The sequence below is a fragment of the Paraburkholderia sp. BR14374 genome, from assembly GCF_040948685.1.
Lineage (GTDB): Bacteria > Pseudomonadota > Gammaproteobacteria > Burkholderiales > Burkholderiaceae > Paraburkholderia > Paraburkholderia youngii.
In genome coordinates this window covers 334025-353692 of the sequence record NZ_JBFPKF010000004.1, presented here as the reverse complement: position 1 = coordinate 353692, position 19668 = coordinate 334025, and the positions used below count along the sequence as shown (strand labels likewise).

Genomic DNA, 19668 nt, shown 5'->3' with positions numbered 1-19668 from the left:
CGGGGATTTCATGAGCGACGAGCTACACGACCAGGTGCTTCACGCGCGGTTCGGCACGAGCAGCCCTCGCTGGTGCCTGGCGGCTTCCAGCGACACGCTGGAACTCGCGCCGGCGCACGGCCACGCGGCTGCCGGCGTCGCCATTCCCCTCAACTCTTGCCAAGCCTCCCAGATCCGCGCGCTGAGCGGCGTCACCTCGCACGTAGTCGTCGACGTGCAGTTGGACGGCGCGGCGCGGCGGCTGCATCTGGTCGGCAAGAAACTCGATTGTCATCGCTGGGGCGGCACCGCCTCGACCCATGCCGACACCGAATCCGTCGCGCGCGCGCTGCTGCACGGTCTGTCGTTCGCCGAACAGGTCGTCTCCGAGGTCAATTCCGTCGTCGTCATCGTCGACCGGCACGGCCGGATACAGCGCTTCAACCGGCTCGCCGAGGAGCTGACCGGGCTCAAGGAAGAGGACATCATCGGCCGCAGCGTCTGGACGCTGTTCATGTCGTCAGACGACGGCGCGGTCTCGAACCAGGTCAGCGCGCACTTCTTCAACCGTGGCGAACCGTACGAGATCGAACGGCGCATCAAAACGGTGCATGGCGAGCGGCTGTTCCTGTTTCGCAACAAGTTCGTGAGCAGCGGCACCGGCATCGAAGACCAGTTCCTGATCTGCTCGGGCACCGACATCACTGAGCAACGGCTCGCGCAGGACCGGCTGATCGAGCAGGCCACCACCGACCCGCTCACCGGCCTCGCCAATCGCAACGCGATCCAGGAGCGCATCCAGATCGCGATCGAACAGGCCGCGCCCGGCGAAACCATCGGCGTACTGTTTCTCGATCTCGACAACTTCAAGAAGGTCAACGATCACTACGGCCACGTGTTCGGCGACCGGCTGATCTGCGATGTGTCGGACGCGATCCGCAACTGTCTGAATCCGGGCGACTCGCTCGCGCGCCTCGGGGGCGACGAATTCATCGTGCTCGCGGCGAAGGGCTCCGCGCATGGCCTGGAAAACACCGCGCAGCGCATTCTCGATCGCATGCGCATGCCGTTCGCGGTCGGGCTCGTCGAGGTCTATACCGGCTGCTCGATCGGCATCGCGCGTTGGCCCGAGCATGGCGAAACGCTCGAATCGCTGATCCGTTCGGCCGACACCGCGATGTACGTCGCGAAGGACGAAGGCAAGCGTACGCATCGCGTGTTCTCGCCGGACATGAACCGCCGCGTCGCTGAGTTCATGTGGCTCGACACGAATCTGCGCCGCGGGCTCGAGGAAGGCCAGTTCGCGCTGCACTATCAGCCGAAGCTGAACCTCGCCACGGGCGCCGTGCAAGGCGCGGAAGCGCTGGTGCGCTGGAACTCGCCGGAGCGCGGGCAGATCATGCCTGCGGAATTCATCCGTTATGCCGAGGAATCCGGCTTGATCGGCGTGCTCGGCCGCTGGGTGATGGAAACCGCCGCGAAACAGGCGGCCCGCTGGAAGGCGGCCGGCTACGACCTGCGCGTGGCGATCAACGTGTCGGCGCGACAGCTCACGGATACGGCCGTGGTCCGCCATTTCACCGAGGCGTTGCAGCATGCGAGCCTCGATCCCTGCCTGATCGATCTCGAGTTGACCGAAAGCTGTCTGATCGAAAACGAAGCGGCCGCGATCGAACTGATCAAGCAGTTTCGGCAGCTCGGCGCGCAGGTGCATCTGGACGACTTCGGCACCGGCTACTCGTCGCTGTCGCAACTCGGCCGTATTCCGCTCGACGTGATCAAGCTCGACCGCAGCTTCACGCGCTCGATCCACGCTGATATGAAGGCACAGGCGCTGGTGCGCTCGATGGTCGCGGTCGCGCAGGAACTCGATTTCCAGGTCGTCGCCGAGGGGATCGAAACTGAAGCGGAAGAAACCTTCATGAAGGGCCTGGGCGTCGATTACGTGCAGGGTTTCCTGTACGCGCGGCCGATGCCCGTCGCCGAATTCGAGCGCTGGCTGCTCGATCAGCGCAAGCTCAGGCTGATCGCCTGAGCCTTGCCGTCGCGCGCTTCAGCCGAGGCGCGCGGACCAGCCTGCCACTTCATCCTCACTCATCCCGACGGCGCGCGCCGCGGAGTTAATTTGCGCCCACGTAGCCGCGTCGATCGGAATGCCGGCGGCCTCGCGTTGCGCGCGCGTGACGCGCTCGGGCTCGCCGGGTTCGTAGATGCGCTCGGTGCCCGCCGCGAGCGGCGACGCCTTCACCCACGCGAGGAACGCATCGGCTTCGGCTTGCGCATCGGGCGCGTCGAATGCGCTCGGATCGATGATCACCGACAGCATGCAGTTGATGATCGCGTGCGTGGTACAGAGCGTGTCGGCGTGCGTCGTGAAGCCGCCCGACAGCGCGCCGCCGAAAATCTCGCACATCGCCGCGAGCCCGAAACCCTTGTGGCCACCGAACGGTGTCAGCGCGCCGAACGGCGCTTCGTGCATGACTTTCGGTTCGAGCGTCGGCATGCCTTCGTGATCGATCAGCGCGCCGGGTGGCGTGTGCTTGCCCTGGTTGTACGCGACGCGCGTCTTGCCGAACGCGATGGTACTGGTCGCGAAGTCGAGCACGAGAGGCGGCTTGCCGGGCCGCGGATAAGCCGCGCAGAACGGATTCGTGCCGATGCGGCGGTCCGCGCCGCCGAACGGCGCGACGAGCGGATCGCCCGCCACGTTGACGAAGTGGAACGACACCAGGCCGGCGCGCGCGCACTGCTCGGCCCAGTGCCCGATGCGGCCGATATGATGCGCGCCGCGCAAGCCCACCGCGCAGATGCCGAGCCGCCGCGCGCGCTCGATGCCCCGCTCCATCGCCTCGAACGCGATCACCTGACCGAAGCCCTTGCCGCCTTCGATGGTCAGCACCGCGCCCGCGTCTTTGACGACGTCGGCATGCCGATTCAGTTGCAGTTGCTGGTCGGCGAGCGATTCGACATAGCGCGGGATCATGCCGACGCCATGCGAGTCGTGTCCGGTCAGATTCGCGGCCACCAGATGATCGGCGATCAGCTCCGCTTCGCGCGGCGCACTGCCCGCTCGCTCCCAGATCGCCCTGACGTAGGCATGCAGTTGATCGGCCGGAATCCGGGGCGTGGTGGTTTGGGCAGTCTGGGAGTCGGTCATTCAGCGTGTCGGTGTGGTTCGAACGGAAGGAAGCATCAGTAAACAACGGGCCCGGGTCGCGCCCGAGCCCCATTCAAACGAGGCCACGACTCACGGCGCCGCGGCGATTACTTCGGCAACCGCGGCCGTCAGTTTCTTGCCGTACGGCACGTGCAGGAACTCGTTGGGCCCATGCGCATTCGACTTCGGCCCAAGCACGCCGCACACCATGAACTGCGACTTCGGGAAGCCCGCCTTCAGCACATTCATCAATGGGATGGTGCCGCCGAGGCCCATGTAGGCGGCGTCTGCGCCGAAGTGCTGACGCGATGCATCGCTGAGCGCGGTGGCCAGCCACGGTGCGACCTCCGGTGCGTTCCAGCCGCTCGCCGCGCCCGCATCCGGCTTGAACGTGACCTTCGCGTTGTACGGCGGATCGAATTCGAGCAGCGCCTTCAGTTCGGCGACGGCCTTTTCCGCTTCGATGGTCGGCGGCAGACGCAGCGACAGCTTGAACGCGGTGCGCGGACGCAGCACGTTGCCGGCGTCGGCGAGCGCGGGCAAGCCGGCCGCGCCCGTCACCGACAGCGAAGGACGCCACGTCGAATTGAGCAGCGCCTCCTGTGGATCGGTCGTGGTGGGCAGCACCTGACGGCCGTCCTGCCCGCATGCCCACGGCATCTTCTTCCACACGTCGTCGCCGAGAATCCTCGCCGCAGCCTCCGCTTCGCGCAGACGATCGGCCGGCACCGGGCAATGAAAACCCTTCGGCAGCAGCGTGCCGTTCGCGGAGTCTTCGAGACGGTCGAACAGTTGCCGCATGATGCGGAAGCTCGACGGCGCGATGCCGCCGTAGACCCCCGAGTGAATCCCCTCGTCGAGCACCTGCACTTCGAGATCGCCGGCGACGAGCCCGCGCAGCGACGTGGTCAGCCACAGCTGATCGTAATTGCCCGCGCCCGAATCGAGACACACGACCAGCCCGACCTTACCGAGCCGCTCGCGCAGCGCGTCGACATAGGGCAGCAGATCGTAGCTGCCCGACTCCTCGCAGGTTTCGATCAGCCCGACACAGCGCGGACGCTCGACACCTTGCGCATCGAGCGCGGCGAGCGCCGTCAGGCTCGCGTAGATCGCGTAGCCGTCGTCCGCGCCGCCGCGGCCGTACAGCTTGCCGTCCTCGAGCTTCGGCGTCCACGGACCGAGGTCGTTGCGCCAGCCATCGAACTCGGGCTGCTTGTCGAGGTGGCCGTACAGCACGATGGTTTCGGTGCTGCCCGAGCGCGTCGCGGCGGTCTCGAAGAAGATCACCGGCGTGCGTCCCGGCAGGCGGATCACTTCGAGCTTCAGGCCGCGCACCGGTTGCTGCTCGGCCCATTTCGCGGCGTCGGTGATCACGCGCTCGAGGTAACCATGCTTCGCCCAGTCGGGATCGAAGGCCGGGCTCTTGGCCGGCACCGCGATGTAGTCCGTCAGCGCGGGCACGATCTCGTCGTTCCACTTGCGCTCGACGAATGCTCGTAGCGTGTCCGGGTTGAGGTGGGCCTGCTGGGTCGTGTCGGTGATCATGATCGGGTCCGTGAAGTACTGTTCGGTCGAAACGATCATCATAGTCCCGATGCGTGCCGGGCTGAACCCCTTGCGGTGATTGGGTGGGGACTGGAACGCGCAGGGTGCGCGGCGGGCGGCGGCCATTCGCGCGACAATCACTACATGCATCGCGCATCGGGAGCTTTTATGAGTGGCAACGTGGCCGTTCAGGCCATCGGCGCGGCGTTCGCGCTAGCGCTGTATTTTCTGCCGGCGATCATCGCGGACCGGCGCAAGCGTCGTGACGTGCTGACGCTCGCGCTATTTAACGCCTGCCTCGGCTGGACCGTGCTTGGTTGGGTGCTCGCGCTGTATTGGGCGCTACAGCCGATTCCGGCGGAGAGCCTGGCGAGCGACGTCGCCGAGACTCGCAAGATGTCGACTTTGCGCGCGTTTTCATCGGCACTGACACTGCGCGTGCGGCGACGCGAGGCCGCGCGCGACCGGCCCGAGCGCTGAAACGATTCTGGCGGCTCGCGCAATACGAGCAATAAACAAATAACAGGAAACGGCTTGATTGAAGCGCACGTGCGTCACTCAGGCCGCGCGCCCGATGCGACTCCACTGTACCGAGGCCGCCGGAATCGAGCGCGGTTCCGCACGCACGGCTTGCGCGGCAAAGGTTTCATGACGCAGTTCGCCGTGTTCGTCGAACCACTCGCAGATCAGCCAGTCGCCCGGATTGCGCGCGACCGGACCTGCATACGTCACGGTCATGCGCGGGCCCCCTTCTTTTAACTTGACGACGTCGCCCACGTTGAACGCGGCGGATGTTGTCTGGAATGCGTCAATGGTAGCGGTCAGCATCTTTGGTCCCCCTATCTTGAGCGTTTTTAAGTTGAGCCCGGCTTTAACGACTTCGACCTGTTGAATGGGTACTCTAAAGTTTAGACAGATTAACAATCGAATTTAAACGCGGCAAGCGCTTTTTATTGATACCGTTTTCAGTGAACCGACGTTGATGCCAAACGGTTAAAGTTCCCGGCATTTCCAAAACATTCTCCGCGAAAACATTGCGGCTAACCCTATGTGCGCTACCGCACAATTGCAACAGTTACTGCCGGCGGTTCGCAGGCCGGTAGAAAATACGGCGCCCGTTTCCTCTGATTAGAAAATCTGACGCAATAGCGTTGAGCCGTTAATCAGAAAGCCCCATTTGATCTAAATCAGAATTACCTGTGAACGAGCAGATCGCCGGTAAATGCCACGTAGTTCGTTATACCGCTTCGTTCAAATTGAACGATTTTTCTGAGCAAGCCAACTAATGAAAACGATTACCAACGGCTTAATTTCAAACCGCCGGAGCGACTGAGCGCCGTACGCTTTGCTGATGACGCACCAGCAGCACGCTCAGGCCGATACACACGAACATCAGCGCGGCATTGATAGCAAGGCTCAACTGAAACGCGTGTGCATAAGACGCGGGTGCCGTGCTGCCACCGAGCGCCCCGAAGAACGCGCCGCTCACCGCGGCGGTGCCGAACGCGGAGCCGATCTGCAACGTCGACGACACCACACCCGATGCAAGCCCCGCCTTCTCGGGCACCACCTCCTGCAGCACGATGCGCATGATCGACGGCAACAGCAGACCATGTCCGACACCCGCGCACACCAGCCCGCAGTAGAACAGCAGATCGGGCGTCGCGGATTGGGTCGCGGACCAGCCGGTCACGGTGAAGCCCAGCGTCATCATCGAGAAACCGAGCGTCAGCACATGCGCGCCGATGCGCTTGACCACGGCCGGCGACGTCAGCGGCCCGATCACGAAGCCGAGCGCGAACGGCATGATCGCGATGCCCGACGCGAGCGGCGTCCAGTGCAGGCCGGTCTGCAGGAAGATGCCGTAGGTCAGGAAGAACGCGCTGTTGCAGTAGAACAGGAACGCGAGCACCAGACCGAGCGCGAACGCGCGATTGCGGAACAGTTGCAGATCGACGAGCGGATGGCCACCGCCGCGCTCGACGCGCCGTTCGGTCGCGACGAACAGCGCGAACACCGGCACCGCGAGCGCGAACATCGCGAATGTCCACGCGGGCCAGCCGGCTTCGCGGCCGTGCGTCATCGGATAGATGACCAGCAGCAGCACCGCCGACAGCAGCGCAACGCCCTTCAGATCGACGCCGGTATGCGTGGCCGGCTGGTTCTCCGGCACGAACTTCCATGTGCCGATGAACGCCGCAATGCCGATCGGGATGTTGATCAGAAAGATCACGCGCCAGTCGAGCCCGAACGGGTGATACGTGATCAGCGCGCCGCCGCCGAGCTGCCCGACGATCGACGACAAGCCGAACACGAAGCCATACAGACTCATCACGCGCGTCTGCTGATGCAACGGTACGACCGCGCGAATCGTCGCGAGCACTTGCGGCGCCATCACCGCGGCCGCGATGCCTTGCACAATGCGCGAGATCACCAGCATATGGCCGCTCGTCGCGAAGCCGCACAACGCCGACGCGATCACGAATGCCGCCATGCCCGTCATGAACATGCGACGGCGGCCGAACAGATCGCCGAGGCGGCCGCCCGTGATCAGCAGCACCGCGTAGGCCGACGCATAGGCCGATACGACGAGTTGCAGCTGTGCGTCGCTCGCGTTCAGGCCCGCGTGAATCGACGGCAGCGCCAGGTTGACGATGAAGTAATCGAGCGGCGCGAGAAAGGCGCCGACGAACAGCACCGCGAGCGCGAGCGCCTGGCGCGGGAAGCCGGGCGCCGCCGCTTTGGCGGCGACAGCCAGGCCTGCCATCGCTGGTCCAGGGCCGGTCACGGCCCCAGCTGCGCTCCCCGCGCCGCAAGCGGATCCACCGAATGCCGCCGGAGCGGACTTGATTGCTTCGCTTTTCATGACCGACCGTTCAAAAAATAGTTAAAAAACTTGCGGCTGTGTTCGCGAACGAGTTGCTAAACCAGCGCGCGCATCGCCACATCGACGATAGCGATCAGCGCATCCTGCTCATGCGCGACCCGTCCCATGACCCGCAAGCCTTGCATCACGCATAACAGGAAATCGCCGACGGCTTTTTCGTCGAGTGTCGAATCGAATGCGCCGCTCGCCTGCCCGCGGATCACCGCTGCCGCGAGCAAGGTCGCCATGCGGCGCTGAATCGCTGCGACGCGCGCGCGCAGCGCTTCGTCATCGGGCTGCATTTCGAGCGTCGCATTCGTGATGAAACAACTGCGCCGGCCGCTCAACGCGCATGACACCCGCGCGTAGTGCAGCAGCGCGTCGCGCAGCGCCTGCTCTGGATCAGCCGTCGCGCTCAGCCGCTGCGCTAGCCGCGCGACCGCGCCTTCCGAGTAATGCTCGAGCGCGGCGAGCATGATGCCGTGCTTGTCGCCGAACACGCCGTACAGGCTGCCGCGCAGCAGACCGGTGGCCTTGCACAGATCGTCGATCGACGTCGCGTGGTAGCCGTGATCCCAGAACACCTGGCTTGCGTTCGCCAGCACGGTGTCCGTGTCGAACTCGCGCGGACGGCCCCGCTGGGATGTTTCGCCGGCTTTTTTCGCGGCTTGCCTGGAATGACTCAATTGCGATGACCTCGTTGCAATGTTCGCGTCGGTCTGTGGATATTATGACTGGATGTTCAATAAATTAAGGACGGCCTTCCGTAGGCCTATTGGCGTCGGGGTCATCCGTTCATTCCGACTACCGCGATGAAAAAGCCGGCGGCGGGCATCGCCCTTCGCCGGCTTCGTTGCGCTGAAAGTGACAGCAAAAGCTTAGGTCTCCAGCTTCGCATCCATCGTAATCGTTGCATTCAGTACCTTCGACACCGGGCAACCGGCCTTCGCGTCCGCCGTGGCCTTGTCGAACGCGGCTTTGTCTGCGCCCGGAATCTTTACGGTGACGTCGAGATGCACCGCGGTGATCGTGAAGCCGCCGCCGTCCTTGTCGAGCGTGACGGTGGCCGTGGTGCCGATCCGCTCCGGCGTGATGTTGGCCTTGCCCAGCTCCGCCGACAACGCCATCGAGAAACACCCTGCATGCGCAGCCGCGATCAGCTCTTCCGGATTCGTGCCGATGCCGTCCGCGAAGCGCGTCGCGAACGAGTACTGGGTGTCCTTCAGGACGCCGCTGTCGGTGGAAATCGAGCCCTTGCCGTTCTGCAGGCCGCCTTGCCAGACTGCCGATGCCTTGCGCTTCATTGCTCTCTCCTGTTGATGCCTTGCCGCGCACGCTGCTCGACCGAAGATGATGCCCGCCGCGGCGGTCCGCCCGGATGTGTCCGCGCCTGGGCATCGGTCGCAGGTGCCGCGCGGCTTGCAGGCGCGGGCGTGGACCGGATTTCATGATAGGCGCTTCCGTGTTTCGGCGCGGAAAAGCGCCCTTCTTACTATCTCAAAACCCGCAACAATATTTCGCCAGAAAGCCGCTTTTTTGCCGGCCTCGTAAGAAATAGACTGCGTTCAACGGATCCGGAAATGCAATTCAAACCGGTCCACCACACAATCAATTTGGAGGTCGTCATGAAATCGCTTCTTTCCGCAGTTGTCGTCGCATCCGCTCTTATCGTTCCGGCAGTGTCGTTCGCCCAGCAGGCAAACGGTCCGATCACGCGCGCTCAGGTGCGCGCCGAACTCGTAGCCGCGCAGAAAGCGGGCCTTCTGAACCAGAACGACACCACGTATCCGAAGTCCTTGCCGCAGGACTCGACGATCGTCACCGCTTCGGCGGAGGGTACGCAGGATGTCGGCGGCGCGAAGGCCAGTTCGTCGGAAGCAGGTGCGCCGGCGACGGTGCAGCAACGCCTGTTTTCGACGTATCGCGGTAACTAAAAGGTGGTAACCGAGCGTCTTAACTAAGCGTGCTAACTGAGCACGCTGGCAGTTAAGGCAACACGCAGTAAAAAGCCCCGGTCGCAAAGTTCGGCAACCGGGGCTTTTTTGCTTGGCGCGTGCGGCGCTGCTGTGCGGCCGCCCGACGGTAAACGCGCTATTCGGGAAACGGCAGGCTTTGCTGACCCACTGCGCGCATGTCGAACACATTCAGCGTCATCGCGACCAGCGCGTAGTAGCCGAGCAGGCCGACCAGGTTGATCACGACCTGATGCCCGAACCGACGGACCGCCTGCGCATACGTCGCGTCCGATACGCGCCTGGTCTCATACAGTTCGCTTGCGAAGTCGTAGATCAGTGCGTCGTCGGCATCGGCGAACTCGGGGCGGCGCCCCTGGCGAATCGTCTCGGCCTCCGCTGCGGCCACGCCCGCCTGCAGCGCGATCGGATAGTGGATGTGCCACTCCGCCTGGGCCTGCCAGCGCGAAGCGGTGACCAGAATCGCGAGTTCCGACAGCCGCAGCGGCAGCCCGGTCTGGTAGCGGCAAAACGCGCCGAGGCGTTGCGCGTGCTGCGCAAGTTCGGGGCTATGGATCCAGCCGAGGAACGGCCCGTTCAGGTTGCCGCGCGGGCCGGACAGGATTTCGTCGAGCACCGCCTTCTGCTCGGGCGTGGCGGTGGATATCTCGAAGTGAGGCAAGCGCTCGGTCATCATGGTTCTCGCTAAGGGCAATGGTTCGGAACAGCTTAGACGGCGGCGAGCGACGCGCCGATCCCATCGTCGAGGCGGCTGACGATTTCGTCGATGTCGCGCGCCGTACAGATGAACGGCGGCGCGAGCAGCACGTGGTCGCCGCTCTTGCCGTCGACGGTGCCGCCCATCGGATACACCATCAGGCCGCGCGCGAACGCTTCGCGTTTGATCGTTGCGTGCAGTTTCAGTTTGGCGTCAAACGGCTCTTTGGTACCGCGATCCTTCACGAGTTCGACGCCGACGAACAAGCCGCGCCCGCGCACGTCGCCGATATGCGCATGCTGCGCATAAAGCTCGCGCAGCCGGCCGCGCAACTGCTCGCCACGCGCCTGCACGTTCGCCAGCAGATTGTCTTCCGCGATCACGCGCTGCACTTCGAGCGAGGCCGCGCACGCGGTCGCATGGCCGATATAGGTATGGCCGTGCTGAAAGAAGCCGGAGCCGCCGACGATCGTCTGATAGATGCGGTCGCTGACCAGGGTCGCGCCGATCGGCTGATAACCCGCGCCAAGGCCCTTGGCGATGGTCAGCATGTCCGGCGCCACGCCGTCTTCGTCGCACGCGAACAGATAACCGGTGCGGCCCATGCCCGACATGATCTCGTCGAGAATCAGCAGCACGCCGTAGCGGTCGCACACCGCGCGGATCTTGCGGAAGTATTCGCGCACCGGCGGCACCGCGCCCGCCGTGGCGCCGACCACCGTTTCCGCGACGAATGCGGCGACCGTGTCCGCGCCGAGTTCGAGAATCTTCTGCTCGAGTTCATCGGCCAGACGCTGCGCGAACGCTTCTTCGGTTTCGTCCGGGCGCTGTTCGCGATACGCGTAGCACGGGCTCACGTGATGCGCTTCGATCAGGATCGGCAGGAACGGCTCGCGGCGCCACGCATTGCCGCCAATCGCGAGCGCGCCGAGCGTGTTGCCGTGATAGCTCTGCCGACGCGCGATGAAATGACGCCGCTGTGTCTCGCCCTTCTCGACGAAATACTGACGCGCGAGCTTCAGCGCCGCCTCGATCGCCTCCGAGCCGCCCGACACGAAGTACACGTGCTCGAGTCCGGCCGGCGCGCTCGCCACGAGCCGGTCGGCCAGTTCCTCGGCCGGCTCCGTCGTGAAGAACGACGTGTGCGCGTACGGCAGCTGTTGCGCCTGCCGCTTGATCGCGTCGATCACGCGCTGGTTGCTGTGGCCGAGGCACGACACGGCGGCGCCGCCCGACGCGTCGATATAGCGCTTGCCCGTGGAGTCGATGATTTCGATGCCGTCGCCCGCGACGGCCACCGGCAAGGACTGCTTCGGAGAACGATGAAAAACGTTGGTCATGATGTTCAGCTCCTGCTGATGGAGGTGCGGACTGAGACGCAGGCCGGCTCGGGCGTCGCGCACGCGATGAAAGTGTCGAACACGCATTGCCGCTGGCGATACGCCTCATCGACACGCCCGCACTGCCGATGCCGAACAGCACGGTCGCTAAGGTGTTTTCGTCGTCGGAATGGTGCGGATCGTCGCTGCATCGACGCCACGGGCCGCACCGATATTCAACAATCGGTACGTATTTATACGCCTATACAACATTTGTTGTCAAACGTTGTTGGACGGCACCAGTTGGAGCGCGGCGTGCCCTCACGCAATCGTTCAAGGCACGTACGCGCCCTTCGCATGCAGCGATTGTTCGGCGAGCGCGAGCTGTTCGAGCGCATCCGCGCCTTCGAGCGCGAGCAGATGCGCGACCAGCGCTTCGGTGATCGCGGTGGCGGCCACCAGCGACGGAAAGAACGACGGGCTTTCGTGCGAGAAAATCAGCACCTTGTCGGCGTTCAGCGCGATCGGCGACACCGCGCTGTCGGTGATGGCGATCAGCTTGCTGCCTTTTTCGAGCGCGGCCTCGGCGACGCGCGCGGCTTCGACCGAATACGGCGCGAAGCTGATGACGATGGTCGCGCTGTCTCGCTCGATCGTGCGCAGCTGCATTTCGAGCGTGCCGGCCTCGCCGTTGAGCAGCGATACCGACGGCCGAAACAGCCGGTAGCCATAGACGAGGCCGAACGCCACCGGATAACACGAGCGGAAGCCCGCCACGTGAACGTGCGGCGCGCGCCGCAATACCCGCGCGGCCTCGACGATCACGCGACCGTTATGCGCGGCGGTCGTTTCGAGATTGTGCTGTTGCGCGACGAGCAGGTCGTTCGCGAGCGCATCTTTCGATTTGACCATCGAGCGCGCCCGGCTCGTCAACGGCTCGGGCCGCGTGCGCACGCGCGCGACGAACAGATCGCGCAATTCGTTCCAACCGGGAAAACCCAGTTGCTGCGACAGCCGCACCAGCGACGCCGGCTGCACCTGCGCGCGCTCGGCCACCTTGCGCATCGACGACACCGCGACCTCGTCCGGGTGATCGAGCAGGAAGCCCGCCCCCATCTGGAACTGCGGACTCAGTTCGGGGAAGCGCGCCCGGATCAGGGCGACGAGCTGATCGAAGCTGTCTGGCATGTTGAGGTGGCGCGGCGCCGCGGTAAGAGATGACAACAAATGTTACCACCGGGTAGCAGTGTTTCAACGGCGCGAAGACGCTCTGGCGCCCTTAAGTGACTCCAGATTGCGCGGCCGAGGTCGGCGGGATCGCGCAAGTCCGCAGACAGCGCAAGCGCGGCGCTGCCGAGTTCCGTGGCAGCGGCTTCCAGCCGCGACGAGTTTGTTCCGATCACCCGTCAGTTCACTCCACCAGCGCCTCCCGATGCGCGTCGACGAAGTCAGCCATGCTGTTGAAGCGGAAGTCGAGGTTCGGCTGCGAGCCCGGGTCCATCGTCGCGCCGAAGCCCGGCTGCGAATGGCGACGGTAAATCCAGCACGACGCCAGCCCGAACTCGTTTGCGGGCTTGTGGTCATGAAAAAGGCTTTCTGCGGTGTGGAGGATTTTTCCCTTCCTGATGCCCCGCTGATCGAGCTTCTGAAGCATGTACTCGAAGTTGCGCGGCGACGGCTTGTAGGAGCCGACGTCCTCCGCCGTGATGATCGCGTCGAACTCAACCTGCAGCCTGGCGTTGCTGTAGGTGAAACTTTCGTTGTCGATGTTCGACAGGATGACCAGCTTGTAGTGCTGCTTCAGATATTGCAGCGCGGCCGCCGAATCGGGGAATGCTGGCCAGTTTCTGATCGAGCGACCGTACGCCACGCATTCTTCGTGGGTGTAGGGCAGGCCCCATTCCTCTGCCATGCGCTTATACACGATGGACAGCAGTTCCTGATAGCGCTTCGCGGGCGTGAATATCTGCTGCGACGACTCATGGCGAGCGTGGGCTTCCAGAACCTGGTCGCGTGTGAGCGGCGTCCTGGCTCGCTCCAGCAGAGGCTGCAGGGCTTCAAAGATGCCACTCTCCCAGTCGATCAAGGTGCCGTAGCAGTCAAAAGTCAGTGCCTCGAAATCGGTCAGTTTCACGACTCTCTCCTGTCAGATGTCCATGATGAAAATCACAATGGATTGAGCAACTGCCGGAACCAGAACTTTAATGCAGCAGCGAATCGACAGCGTCATTTCTCTTCGCAAACCCTGGCGTTTTCCCGAATGCGATCCCACGCCGAAGCGGAGCTAATCTGATCAACCCGGTCCAACACCTGGAGACTTTATGCGCCCCCTCGTCATAACAATGGCTGTCCTAACAGCCGCCGGCATCTCCGCATCCGTCAACGCTCAATCGGTGGTCACGCTCGGTCACTCGGCTCCCCTCACTGGCCCGCAGGCGCCGAACGGAAAGGACAACGAGAACGGCGCCCGCCTCGCTATCGACGAACTCAACAAGAGCGGTGTCACGGTTGCTGGCCAGAAGGTAACGTTCAAACTGGACTCCGAAGACGATCAGGCAGACCCGAAGATCGGCGTTCAAGTCGCGCAGAAACTCGTCGACAGCGGCGTGATCGCCGTGCTGGGCCCGTACAACTCGGGCGTGGCGATTCCGGCATCGCGCGTCTATAACACGGGTGGCGTACCGATGCTGCCGGTTGCGTCCAATCCGGCGCTGACGAAGCAAGGCTTCAAGAACATCTTCCGTATCGGCGCGAGCGACGAGCAGCTAGGCGGGACGATGGGCCAATTTGCGGCCAAGACATTGAAGGCCAAGACCGCCGCGGTGATCGACGACCGCACGGCCTATGGGCAAGGCGTGGCCGAGCAGTTCATCAAAGAGGCCAAGGCAAACGGAATTCAGATCGTGGACCAGCAGTTCACGAACTCGTCGGCGACTGACTTCCTCGGCATTCTGACCAGCATCAAGGCCAAGAATCCGGATGTCGTCTTTTTCGGCGGATACGCTGCTCAGGGCGCGCCGATGGCCAAGCAGATGCGCGCACGCGGACTGCGTGCCAAGCTGCTTGGCGGCGACGGCATTTGCTCGGCCGATATGGGTAAGGTCGCCGGTGACGCGGCCTCCATCGTGTATTGCGCCCAAGGCGGCATTGCGCTCGACAAGACCCCAGCCGGCCGTGAGTTTCTGCAGAAGTACAAGACCGCCTTCAATACCGATACGCAGGTCTATGCAGTCAGCTACTACGACGGCGTAAAACTGCTGGCTGATGCGATGGTCAAAGCGGGCACCACGACCGACAAGGCAAAGCTGACCGCCCAGTTGGCAAAGACCGACTACAAGGGCGTCGCAGGCACCTACTCGTTCGATGAAAACGGCAATCTGAAGGGCGCACCCACGACCGTCTATGTGATCAGAAACGGTCTTCCGGTGCCGTACGGCCAGTGACGTTCAATAGAGTAACCCCAAAGCACCCATGAAAATCACCCGCACTATTTCAACAGTCGAGGTTCATACCGGCGGCGAAGCGTTCCGTATCGTGACGAGCGGGCTGCCTCGCCTTCCCGGCGACACCATCGTCAAGCGTCGCGCGTGGCTGAAAGAGAACGCCGACGAGATACGAACCGCACTGATGTTCGAACCGCGTGGTCATGCGGACATGTACGGCGGATACCTGACCGAACCCGTGAGCCCCACGGCAGACTTCGGGATCATCTTCGTCCACAACGAGGGTTATAGCGACCACTGCGGGCACGGCGTGATCGCGCTGTCCACCGCGGCGGTCGAGTTGGGCTGGGTTCAGCGCCAGATTCCCGAGACCCGCATTGGCATCGACGCTCCTTGTGGTTTCATCGAGGCCTTCGTGCAATGGGATGGTGAACACGCCGGCAACGTACGTTTCGTGAACGTTCCATCGTTCATCTGGAAACCGGATGTCACGGTTCAGACGCCGTCGTTTGGCACGGTCAGGGGTGACATCGCGTTCGGTGGTGCCTTCTACTTCTATACGGACGGTGCGCCGCACGGCCTCGCAGTCCGCGAGTCTTCAGTCGAGGAACTCATCAGGTTTGGCGCCGAGGTAAAACAAGCCGCAAATCACGCTTACCCGGTTGAGCATCCGGACATCCCGGAAATCAACCACATCTACGGCACCATCATTGCCAATGCGCCGCGGCACGAAGGCTCCACGCAAGCCAATTGTTGCGTGTTCGCCGACCGTGAGGTGGACCGTTCGCCCACCGGCTCAGGGACGGGCGGGCGCGTCGCGCAGCTCTATCTGCGTGGCGAACTTGCCATGAACGAGACGCTCGTCAACGAGTCCATCATCGGCACGGTCTTCAAAGGGCGCGTACTCAGCGAGACGACCGTCGGCGACTTCAAGGCGGTCATCCCCGAGGTCGAGGGCAGCGCCTATGTTTGCGGCTTCGCAACCTGGATCGTGGACGAGCGTGACCCGCTAGCTTACGGTTTCCTCGTCCGATAAACGGCTCAAGCTCTCCTCCGGTTCCGAAGCGCGAAGTACATACCGGCCCCGAACGCAACGAGCAGGACCACGATCAGGCCGCTCCCCATGCCGGGCAGATCTGTCATGCTGCTGGTCGCACTGGGCGCCGCAGAGGCAGCCACCGGCGCTGAAGCCACCGGCGCGACCGGTTGCGGAAGCGCCACACCGGCGGCACTACCTTGACGTACCAGAGAAGCCTCCGATGTCGGCGAGGCCGGGGACGCCTGCGGCACTTCAGGCGCGGACGCGTCAGCAGGCGCTTGCGGATTGGGTCCGACAGGCGCCATCGTGGTTTGCGAAGGCACCACGACAGATGCGGCCGCCTGAGGACCGGCTTCGAGCGCCCGCGCCATCGTCTTCCACTTGTCGAATACGCCATCCACGCAGTGCACGTCGATACACGCGTTGCGCGCGTGCCGCCACTGCGCCAGCTGCGCGGACGACAGTTTGCCGCTGCCGAGCAGTGCCTGTTGCTGCGCGAAGATGTCGTCGTACTCGTTGTTCAGGATCGCGTGATCGCAAATGACGCGCTCAGCGGGTTGCTGTGTGGTTGCACACTGAATGTCGTTCGCCGACGCCGCGGTCGAACCCAACGCCGCCAGGGATAGCAGCAATACTCCAATAGGTCGTGCCAGGTGCACCCGTCCTCCGAGAATGTGAGCGTCAAAGTCCAGGCACCACGATGAATCCGCCCGACTCGTCACCGTATGTATCGACTCTGCCTTCCAGCAGACAACGTGCCGCCAACGCGCATAGGGCCGCGTCGACATGGTCGATCGATGTCAGCGGTGCAGTCGCGATGCCTTCCCGTTCGAGAATAGCCCGGCGCTGCGGGCCCTTTTGCTTCGCGGATGCGACGTCCGTCCCGAGAAAAGCGCACGTGATCGCGTGAGGAAACGTTTCGAAGCAGACGCGACCCGTGATTTCTTTGCCGCCCCTGAAAAGCGCAAAGTGCGCGGCGAATGCGTCGTAGACGCGCTCGCCGTTGAACATCCATGCATAGAAGCCGCTTTTGCTGGCCATCGCATGTTCGCGAGCCGGAGTCGCGAACGAAAAGATGCGCTGCCGCGCGAGTGCCTTCTCGGCAAGCCTTCCCGCGGCACCCGTTCGCCAACGACACGGCGCATCGATGCCCACCGCCGCCACCTCGTGCGCGCGACACCGCTCGAGCATCTGTTCGGCGGTCGCGTTGCCGAGTTTGCACAGTATCCGAGTGCCGCGCAGGATGACCAGATGGTTGCCCTTCCGGTCCCCGCCGACATCGATGCCCGCGACGGTCGGCGACGTCAAAGCAGCGCCACCACCCTCACATCGCCCTGCTCCGCCGACGCCACCACCTTCTCGCCGATCCGGCGGAACGTGATCGACACCGACGAATCCCCGACCCGCAGATCGCTGACCTCGAGCCAGTCGATACCTTCGGGAAGCATCGGCTGTTCGATCAGCACTTCGCGGCGCTCGGCGTCGATCGTGATGCCCAGACACGCCTCGAGCATCATGAACGGCGAACCGGCCGCCCATGCCTGCGGCAAGCACGCGACCGGATAGGCCGTGGGCGGCTCGCCGCGGCGTCGCGGGAAGCCGCAGAACAGTTCCGGCAAGCGCATGTCGAAATTGACCGCGGCCTCGAACAGCGCCTGCAGCAGTTTCACGGCCGACCCCTTGGCGCCATAGCGCGACAGCCCGCGCGCGCATAGCGCGTTGTCATGCGGCCAAACCGAGCCGTTGTGATACGCCATCGGATTGAAGCGCGCCTGGCTCGCCGCCAGCGTGCGCACGCCCCAGCCGGTATGAAACAGCGTCGAGTCGAGCGCGCGCACCAACGCTTCGCCGCGCTCGCGCGTGGGCAGGCCGAACGCCAGCAGATGCCCCGCGTTCGATGCCATCACGCGACACAGCTCGCCATGACCGTCGAGCGCGATGCCGTAAAAGCCGACCTCGTCCATCCAGTACTTTTCTTCGACGCAGCGACGGATCTTCTTCGCGCGCTCCGCATACTGCGCGGCCGCGTCGCGCAGACCGCGCAGCTTCGCGAAGCGCGCCATCGTGTCGAACGCGGCGCTCGCATAGGCCTGCACTTCGACGAGCGCGATCGGGCCGTCGGGGAAGCGCCCGTCCGCATGAAACACCGAGTCGTGACTATCTTTCCAGCCCTGATTCGCGAGGCCGCCATCCGATTCGCGCTGGTAATCGAGCAGTCCGTGCCGGTTCTTGTCGCATACGCCCGCGACCCACTGCGCCGCGCGTTCGAGCGCGGGCCACAATTCATCGATCAACGCGACGTCGCCGGTGCGGGCCGCGTAGGCGCCGGCCAGCACGATGAACAGCGGCGTGGTGTCGACACCGCCGTAGTACAGCGCGAACGGCACTTCGCCGGCCGCGGCCATTTCACCCTTGCGCATCTCATGCATGATCTTGCCCGGCGCGGCGTCGCGAAACGGCGAGTTCTCGCGCGCCTGATGCTCGGCGAGAAAGCGCAGCACGCCGGCCGCGAGATGCGGCTGCAGCCACAGCGTTTGCAGCGACGTGATCACCGCGTCGCGGCCGAACGGGGTCGAAAACCATGGGATGCCCGCGTACGGGTACGGGCCGGTCGCGAGATCCGTCGTCAGCAGTTCGAGGTCGGCGAACGAACGGTCGATCCATGCGTTGAACAGCGGGTTGCTCGTGCGCACGCGCGCGCTCGCGCGGCGTCGCTCGCGCATCACCAGGTGGGCATCCACCAGCGCCGCGCGCACCGCCGCACGGCCGACGCGCGGGCGTTCCGCGTCGATCTGCGACAGATGCGCTTCGCTCAGCGCGTGCACGGGTTGCGACACGTCGGCGCCGGGCCTGCTGCTCATCGGCACGACGTGCACGGCCACCGACAGATAGATCGACACGCATGCCTGCGCGGGCAGCTTGACGGTGTAGTCGGCGCGGTCGGCGAACAGCTTGTCCGGCTGCGGCGAGAACGCGATCTGCACGTTGCGCGCGACGTCGTCGAGACCGACATAGCCGAGCAGCACCTGCTGATTCTCGACCCGCGCGGGCTGCACGCGACCCTGTTTGTCGCGCTTCAGGCCGCGCACTTCGAACATGTCGCGGAAGTCGCTGGAAAATGAAATGGAGAGCGGCACGGTCGCATCGCGCGTGCCGTAGTTCGTGAGCTCGATCGCCTCGTTGAGCACGGTGCCCGACAGCACGCGCACACGCTCGACGTGGATCACGCCTTCAGGCGTGCTGTCGCCGCCGAGCGGCGGCAGCGGGCGGTTGGTCAGATGCGCGGTGAACGTGGTGTTGTCGCTGCTGACACTGCCCGACAGCAGCGACGGCGCACGCCCGCCGAAGGTCAGGCGCAGTTGCGACATCACGCGCGTGTCGTTGACGAACAGGCCGTCGTCATGACCGGTGATATCGCCGAGCGGATCGTTGACGATGAAGGTGTCGCCCGACTTGAGCACGTGCTGCGTGGCGCTCGCGACGTTGAGGTTTTCCGTCGGGATGAAGACGCCGTCCTGCTCGGGATCGCGATGATCGACGCCGCCCGAGTGGGTCAGCCCGCCGAGGGCTTCTGGCTGCTGTTTCAAGGTCGCTCCTATGAATTCGCTGCTGCTTTCAGTTGCACTTCGGGTCTCGCCTCGGATTCG

The 19668-nt window shown here is 64.0% G+C and carries 18 protein-coding genes; 5 read left to right on the top strand and 13 right to left on the bottom strand.

Features of this window, described 5'->3' with window-relative positions; translation table 11 throughout:
- The first annotated feature begins 10 nt into the window (after nucleotides 1–10).
- On the top strand, nucleotides 11–2014 hold the full coding sequence (gene pdeR, locus AB3X86_RS11885; protein WP_368596119.1) for a cyclic di-GMP phosphodiesterase: 2004 nt from the start codon (nucleotides 11–13) through the stop codon (nucleotides 2012–2014).
- A gap of 18 nt (nucleotides 2015–2032) precedes the next feature.
- Here pdeR and AB3X86_RS11880 read toward each other — a convergent pair whose 3' ends face one another.
- Together AB3X86_RS11880 and AB3X86_RS11875 are read right to left on the bottom strand one after the other, a co-directional pair.
- A complete protein-coding gene (locus tag AB3X86_RS11880) occupies nucleotides 2033–3136 on the bottom strand; it encodes a malate/lactate/ureidoglycolate dehydrogenase (RefSeq protein ID WP_368596118.1) in 1104 nt (367 codons plus the stop codon).
- 90 nt (nucleotides 3137–3226) lie between these two features.
- Nucleotides 3227–4684, bottom strand: coding sequence for a M20 family metallopeptidase (locus AB3X86_RS11875; protein ID WP_368596317.1), 1458 nt, complete (start codon nucleotides 4682–4684; stop codon nucleotides 3227–3229).
- Between the two features lie 168 nt (nucleotides 4685–4852).
- Here AB3X86_RS11875 and AB3X86_RS11870 point away from each other — a divergent pair, with 168 nt between their 5' ends.
- On the top strand, nucleotides 4853–5164 hold the full coding sequence (locus tag AB3X86_RS11870; protein WP_368596117.1) for a superinfection immunity protein: 312 nt from the start codon (nucleotides 4853–4855) through the stop codon (nucleotides 5162–5164).
- A 78-nt stretch (nucleotides 5165–5242) separates the two neighbouring features.
- Here AB3X86_RS11870 and AB3X86_RS11865 read toward each other — a convergent pair whose 3' ends face one another.
- The 4 genes from AB3X86_RS11865 to AB3X86_RS11850 form a co-directional block, all read right to left on the bottom strand.
- The gene (locus AB3X86_RS11865; RefSeq protein ID WP_368596116.1) at nucleotides 5243–5512 is read right to left on the bottom strand and encodes a YodC family protein; all 270 of its coding nucleotides are present in this window, start codon (nucleotides 5510–5512) and stop codon (nucleotides 5243–5245) included.
- A 484-nt stretch (nucleotides 5513–5996) separates the two neighbouring features.
- On the bottom strand, nucleotides 5997–7550 hold the full coding sequence (locus AB3X86_RS11860) for an MFS transporter (RefSeq protein WP_368596115.1): 1554 nt from the start codon (nucleotides 7548–7550) through the stop codon (nucleotides 5997–5999).
- Between the two features lie 56 nt (nucleotides 7551–7606).
- Nucleotides 7607–8236 (bottom strand): TetR/AcrR family transcriptional regulator, encoded by a 630-nt coding sequence (locus tag AB3X86_RS11855; RefSeq protein ID WP_368596114.1) that lies wholly within the window; start codon nucleotides 8234–8236, stop codon nucleotides 7607–7609.
- A gap of 192 nt (nucleotides 8237–8428) precedes the next feature.
- Nucleotides 8429–8854 (bottom strand): OsmC family protein, encoded by a 426-nt coding sequence (locus AB3X86_RS11850; RefSeq protein WP_176106089.1) that lies wholly within the window; start codon nucleotides 8852–8854, stop codon nucleotides 8429–8431.
- A 321-nt stretch (nucleotides 8855–9175) separates the two neighbouring features.
- Between AB3X86_RS11850 and AB3X86_RS11845 the strand changes: the two genes are divergently transcribed.
- Nucleotides 9176–9484, top strand: a complete 309-nt coding sequence (locus AB3X86_RS11845) for a DUF4148 domain-containing protein (RefSeq protein ID WP_368596113.1) — start codon at nucleotides 9176–9178, stop codon at nucleotides 9482–9484.
- Nucleotides 9485–9641: 157 nt separating this feature from the next.
- Here AB3X86_RS11845 and AB3X86_RS11840 read toward each other — a convergent pair whose 3' ends face one another.
- The 4 genes from AB3X86_RS11840 to AB3X86_RS11825 all read right to left on the bottom strand — a co-directional run bounded on the left by AB3X86_RS11840 (nucleotide 9642) and on the right by AB3X86_RS11825 (nucleotide 13673).
- A complete protein-coding gene (locus AB3X86_RS11840) occupies nucleotides 9642–10196 on the bottom strand; it encodes a carboxymuconolactone decarboxylase family protein (RefSeq protein WP_368596316.1) in 555 nt (184 codons plus the stop codon).
- A 35-nt stretch (nucleotides 10197–10231) separates the two neighbouring features.
- Entirely contained in the window at nucleotides 10232–11560 is a 1329-nt protein-coding gene (locus AB3X86_RS11835; RefSeq protein WP_368596112.1) for an aspartate aminotransferase family protein, read from the bottom strand.
- A 312-nt stretch (nucleotides 11561–11872) separates the two neighbouring features.
- A complete protein-coding gene (locus AB3X86_RS11830) occupies nucleotides 11873–12727 on the bottom strand; it encodes a MurR/RpiR family transcriptional regulator (RefSeq protein ID WP_176123833.1) in 855 nt (284 codons plus the stop codon).
- Between the two features lie 223 nt (nucleotides 12728–12950).
- On the bottom strand, nucleotides 12951–13673 hold the full coding sequence (locus AB3X86_RS11825; RefSeq protein ID WP_176123700.1) for a haloacid dehalogenase type II: 723 nt from the start codon (nucleotides 13671–13673) through the stop codon (nucleotides 12951–12953).
- A 208-nt stretch (nucleotides 13674–13881) separates the two neighbouring features.
- Between AB3X86_RS11825 and AB3X86_RS11820 the strand changes: the two genes are divergently transcribed.
- Together AB3X86_RS11820 and lhpH are read left to right on the top strand one after the other, a co-directional pair.
- On the top strand, nucleotides 13882–14982 hold the full coding sequence (locus tag AB3X86_RS11820) for a branched-chain amino acid ABC transporter substrate-binding protein (protein ID WP_368596111.1): 1101 nt from the start codon (nucleotides 13882–13884) through the stop codon (nucleotides 14980–14982).
- A gap of 28 nt (nucleotides 14983–15010) precedes the next feature.
- The gene (gene lhpH, locus AB3X86_RS11815; protein WP_368596110.1) at nucleotides 15011–16018 is read left to right on the top strand and encodes a trans-3-hydroxy-L-proline dehydratase; all 1008 of its coding nucleotides are present in this window, start codon (nucleotides 15011–15013) and stop codon (nucleotides 16016–16018) included.
- A 5-nt stretch (nucleotides 16019–16023) separates the two neighbouring features.
- Here lhpH and AB3X86_RS11810 read toward each other — a convergent pair whose 3' ends face one another.
- Genes AB3X86_RS11810 through AB3X86_RS11800 form a run of 3 tightly spaced genes read right to left on the bottom strand, consistent with a single transcriptional unit; the run spans nucleotide 16024 to nucleotide 19608 of the window.
- Entirely contained in the window at nucleotides 16024–16653 is a 630-nt protein-coding gene (locus tag AB3X86_RS11810) for a hypothetical protein (protein ID WP_368596109.1), read from the bottom strand.
- A 49-nt stretch (nucleotides 16654–16702) separates the two neighbouring features.
- On the bottom strand, nucleotides 16703–17329 hold the full coding sequence (locus AB3X86_RS11805; protein ID WP_368596108.1) for a DUF429 domain-containing protein: 627 nt from the start codon (nucleotides 17327–17329) through the stop codon (nucleotides 16703–16705).
- Complete coding sequence (locus AB3X86_RS11800) at nucleotides 17326–19608, bottom strand: glycogen debranching N-terminal domain-containing protein (RefSeq protein ID WP_368596107.1); 2283 nt, start codon at nucleotides 19606–19608, stop codon at nucleotides 17326–17328. Before AB3X86_RS11800 ends, AB3X86_RS11805 begins: the two co-directional genes overlap by 4 nt.
- Nucleotides 19609–19668: the final 60 nt, after the last annotated feature.

What these genes read in the sequence shown, in the direction of transcription:
- pdeR (WP_368596119.1), top strand. Translation starts at nt 11, where the DNA reads ATGAGCGACGAGCTACACGACCAGGTGCTTCACGCGCGGTTCGGCACG.
- AB3X86_RS11880 (WP_368596118.1), bottom strand. Translation starts at nt 3,136, where the DNA reads ATGACCGACTCCCAGACTGCCCAAACCACCACGCCCCGGATTCCGGCC.
- AB3X86_RS11875 (WP_368596317.1), bottom strand. Translation starts at nt 4,684, where the DNA reads ATGATCACCGACACGACCCAGCAGGCCCACCTCAACCCGGACACGCTA.
- AB3X86_RS11870 (WP_368596117.1), top strand. Translation starts at nt 4,853, where the DNA reads ATGAGTGGCAACGTGGCCGTTCAGGCCATCGGCGCGGCGTTCGCGCTA.
- AB3X86_RS11865 (WP_368596116.1), bottom strand. Translation starts at nt 5,512, where the DNA reads ATGCTGACCGCTACCATTGACGCATTCCAGACAACATCCGCCGCGTTC.
- AB3X86_RS11860 (WP_368596115.1), bottom strand. Translation starts at nt 7,550, where the DNA reads ATGAAAAGCGAAGCAATCAAGTCCGCTCCGGCGGCATTCGGTGGATCC.
- AB3X86_RS11850 (WP_176106089.1), bottom strand. Translation starts at nt 8,854, where the DNA reads ATGAAGCGCAAGGCATCGGCAGTCTGGCAAGGCGGCCTGCAGAACGGC.
- AB3X86_RS11845 (WP_368596113.1), top strand. Translation starts at nt 9,176, where the DNA reads ATGAAATCGCTTCTTTCCGCAGTTGTCGTCGCATCCGCTCTTATCGTT.
- AB3X86_RS11840 (WP_368596316.1), bottom strand. Translation starts at nt 10,196, where the DNA reads ATGACCGAGCGCTTGCCTCACTTCGAGATATCCACCGCCACGCCCGAG.
- AB3X86_RS11835 (WP_368596112.1), bottom strand. Translation starts at nt 11,560, where the DNA reads ATGACCAACGTTTTTCATCGTTCTCCGAAGCAGTCCTTGCCGGTGGCC.
- AB3X86_RS11830 (WP_176123833.1), bottom strand. Translation starts at nt 12,727, where the DNA reads ATGCCAGACAGCTTCGATCAGCTCGTCGCCCTGATCCGGGCGCGCTTC.
- AB3X86_RS11820 (WP_368596111.1), top strand. Translation starts at nt 13,882, where the DNA reads ATGGCTGTCCTAACAGCCGCCGGCATCTCCGCATCCGTCAACGCTCAA.
- lhpH (WP_368596110.1), top strand. Translation starts at nt 15,011, where the DNA reads ATGAAAATCACCCGCACTATTTCAACAGTCGAGGTTCATACCGGCGGC.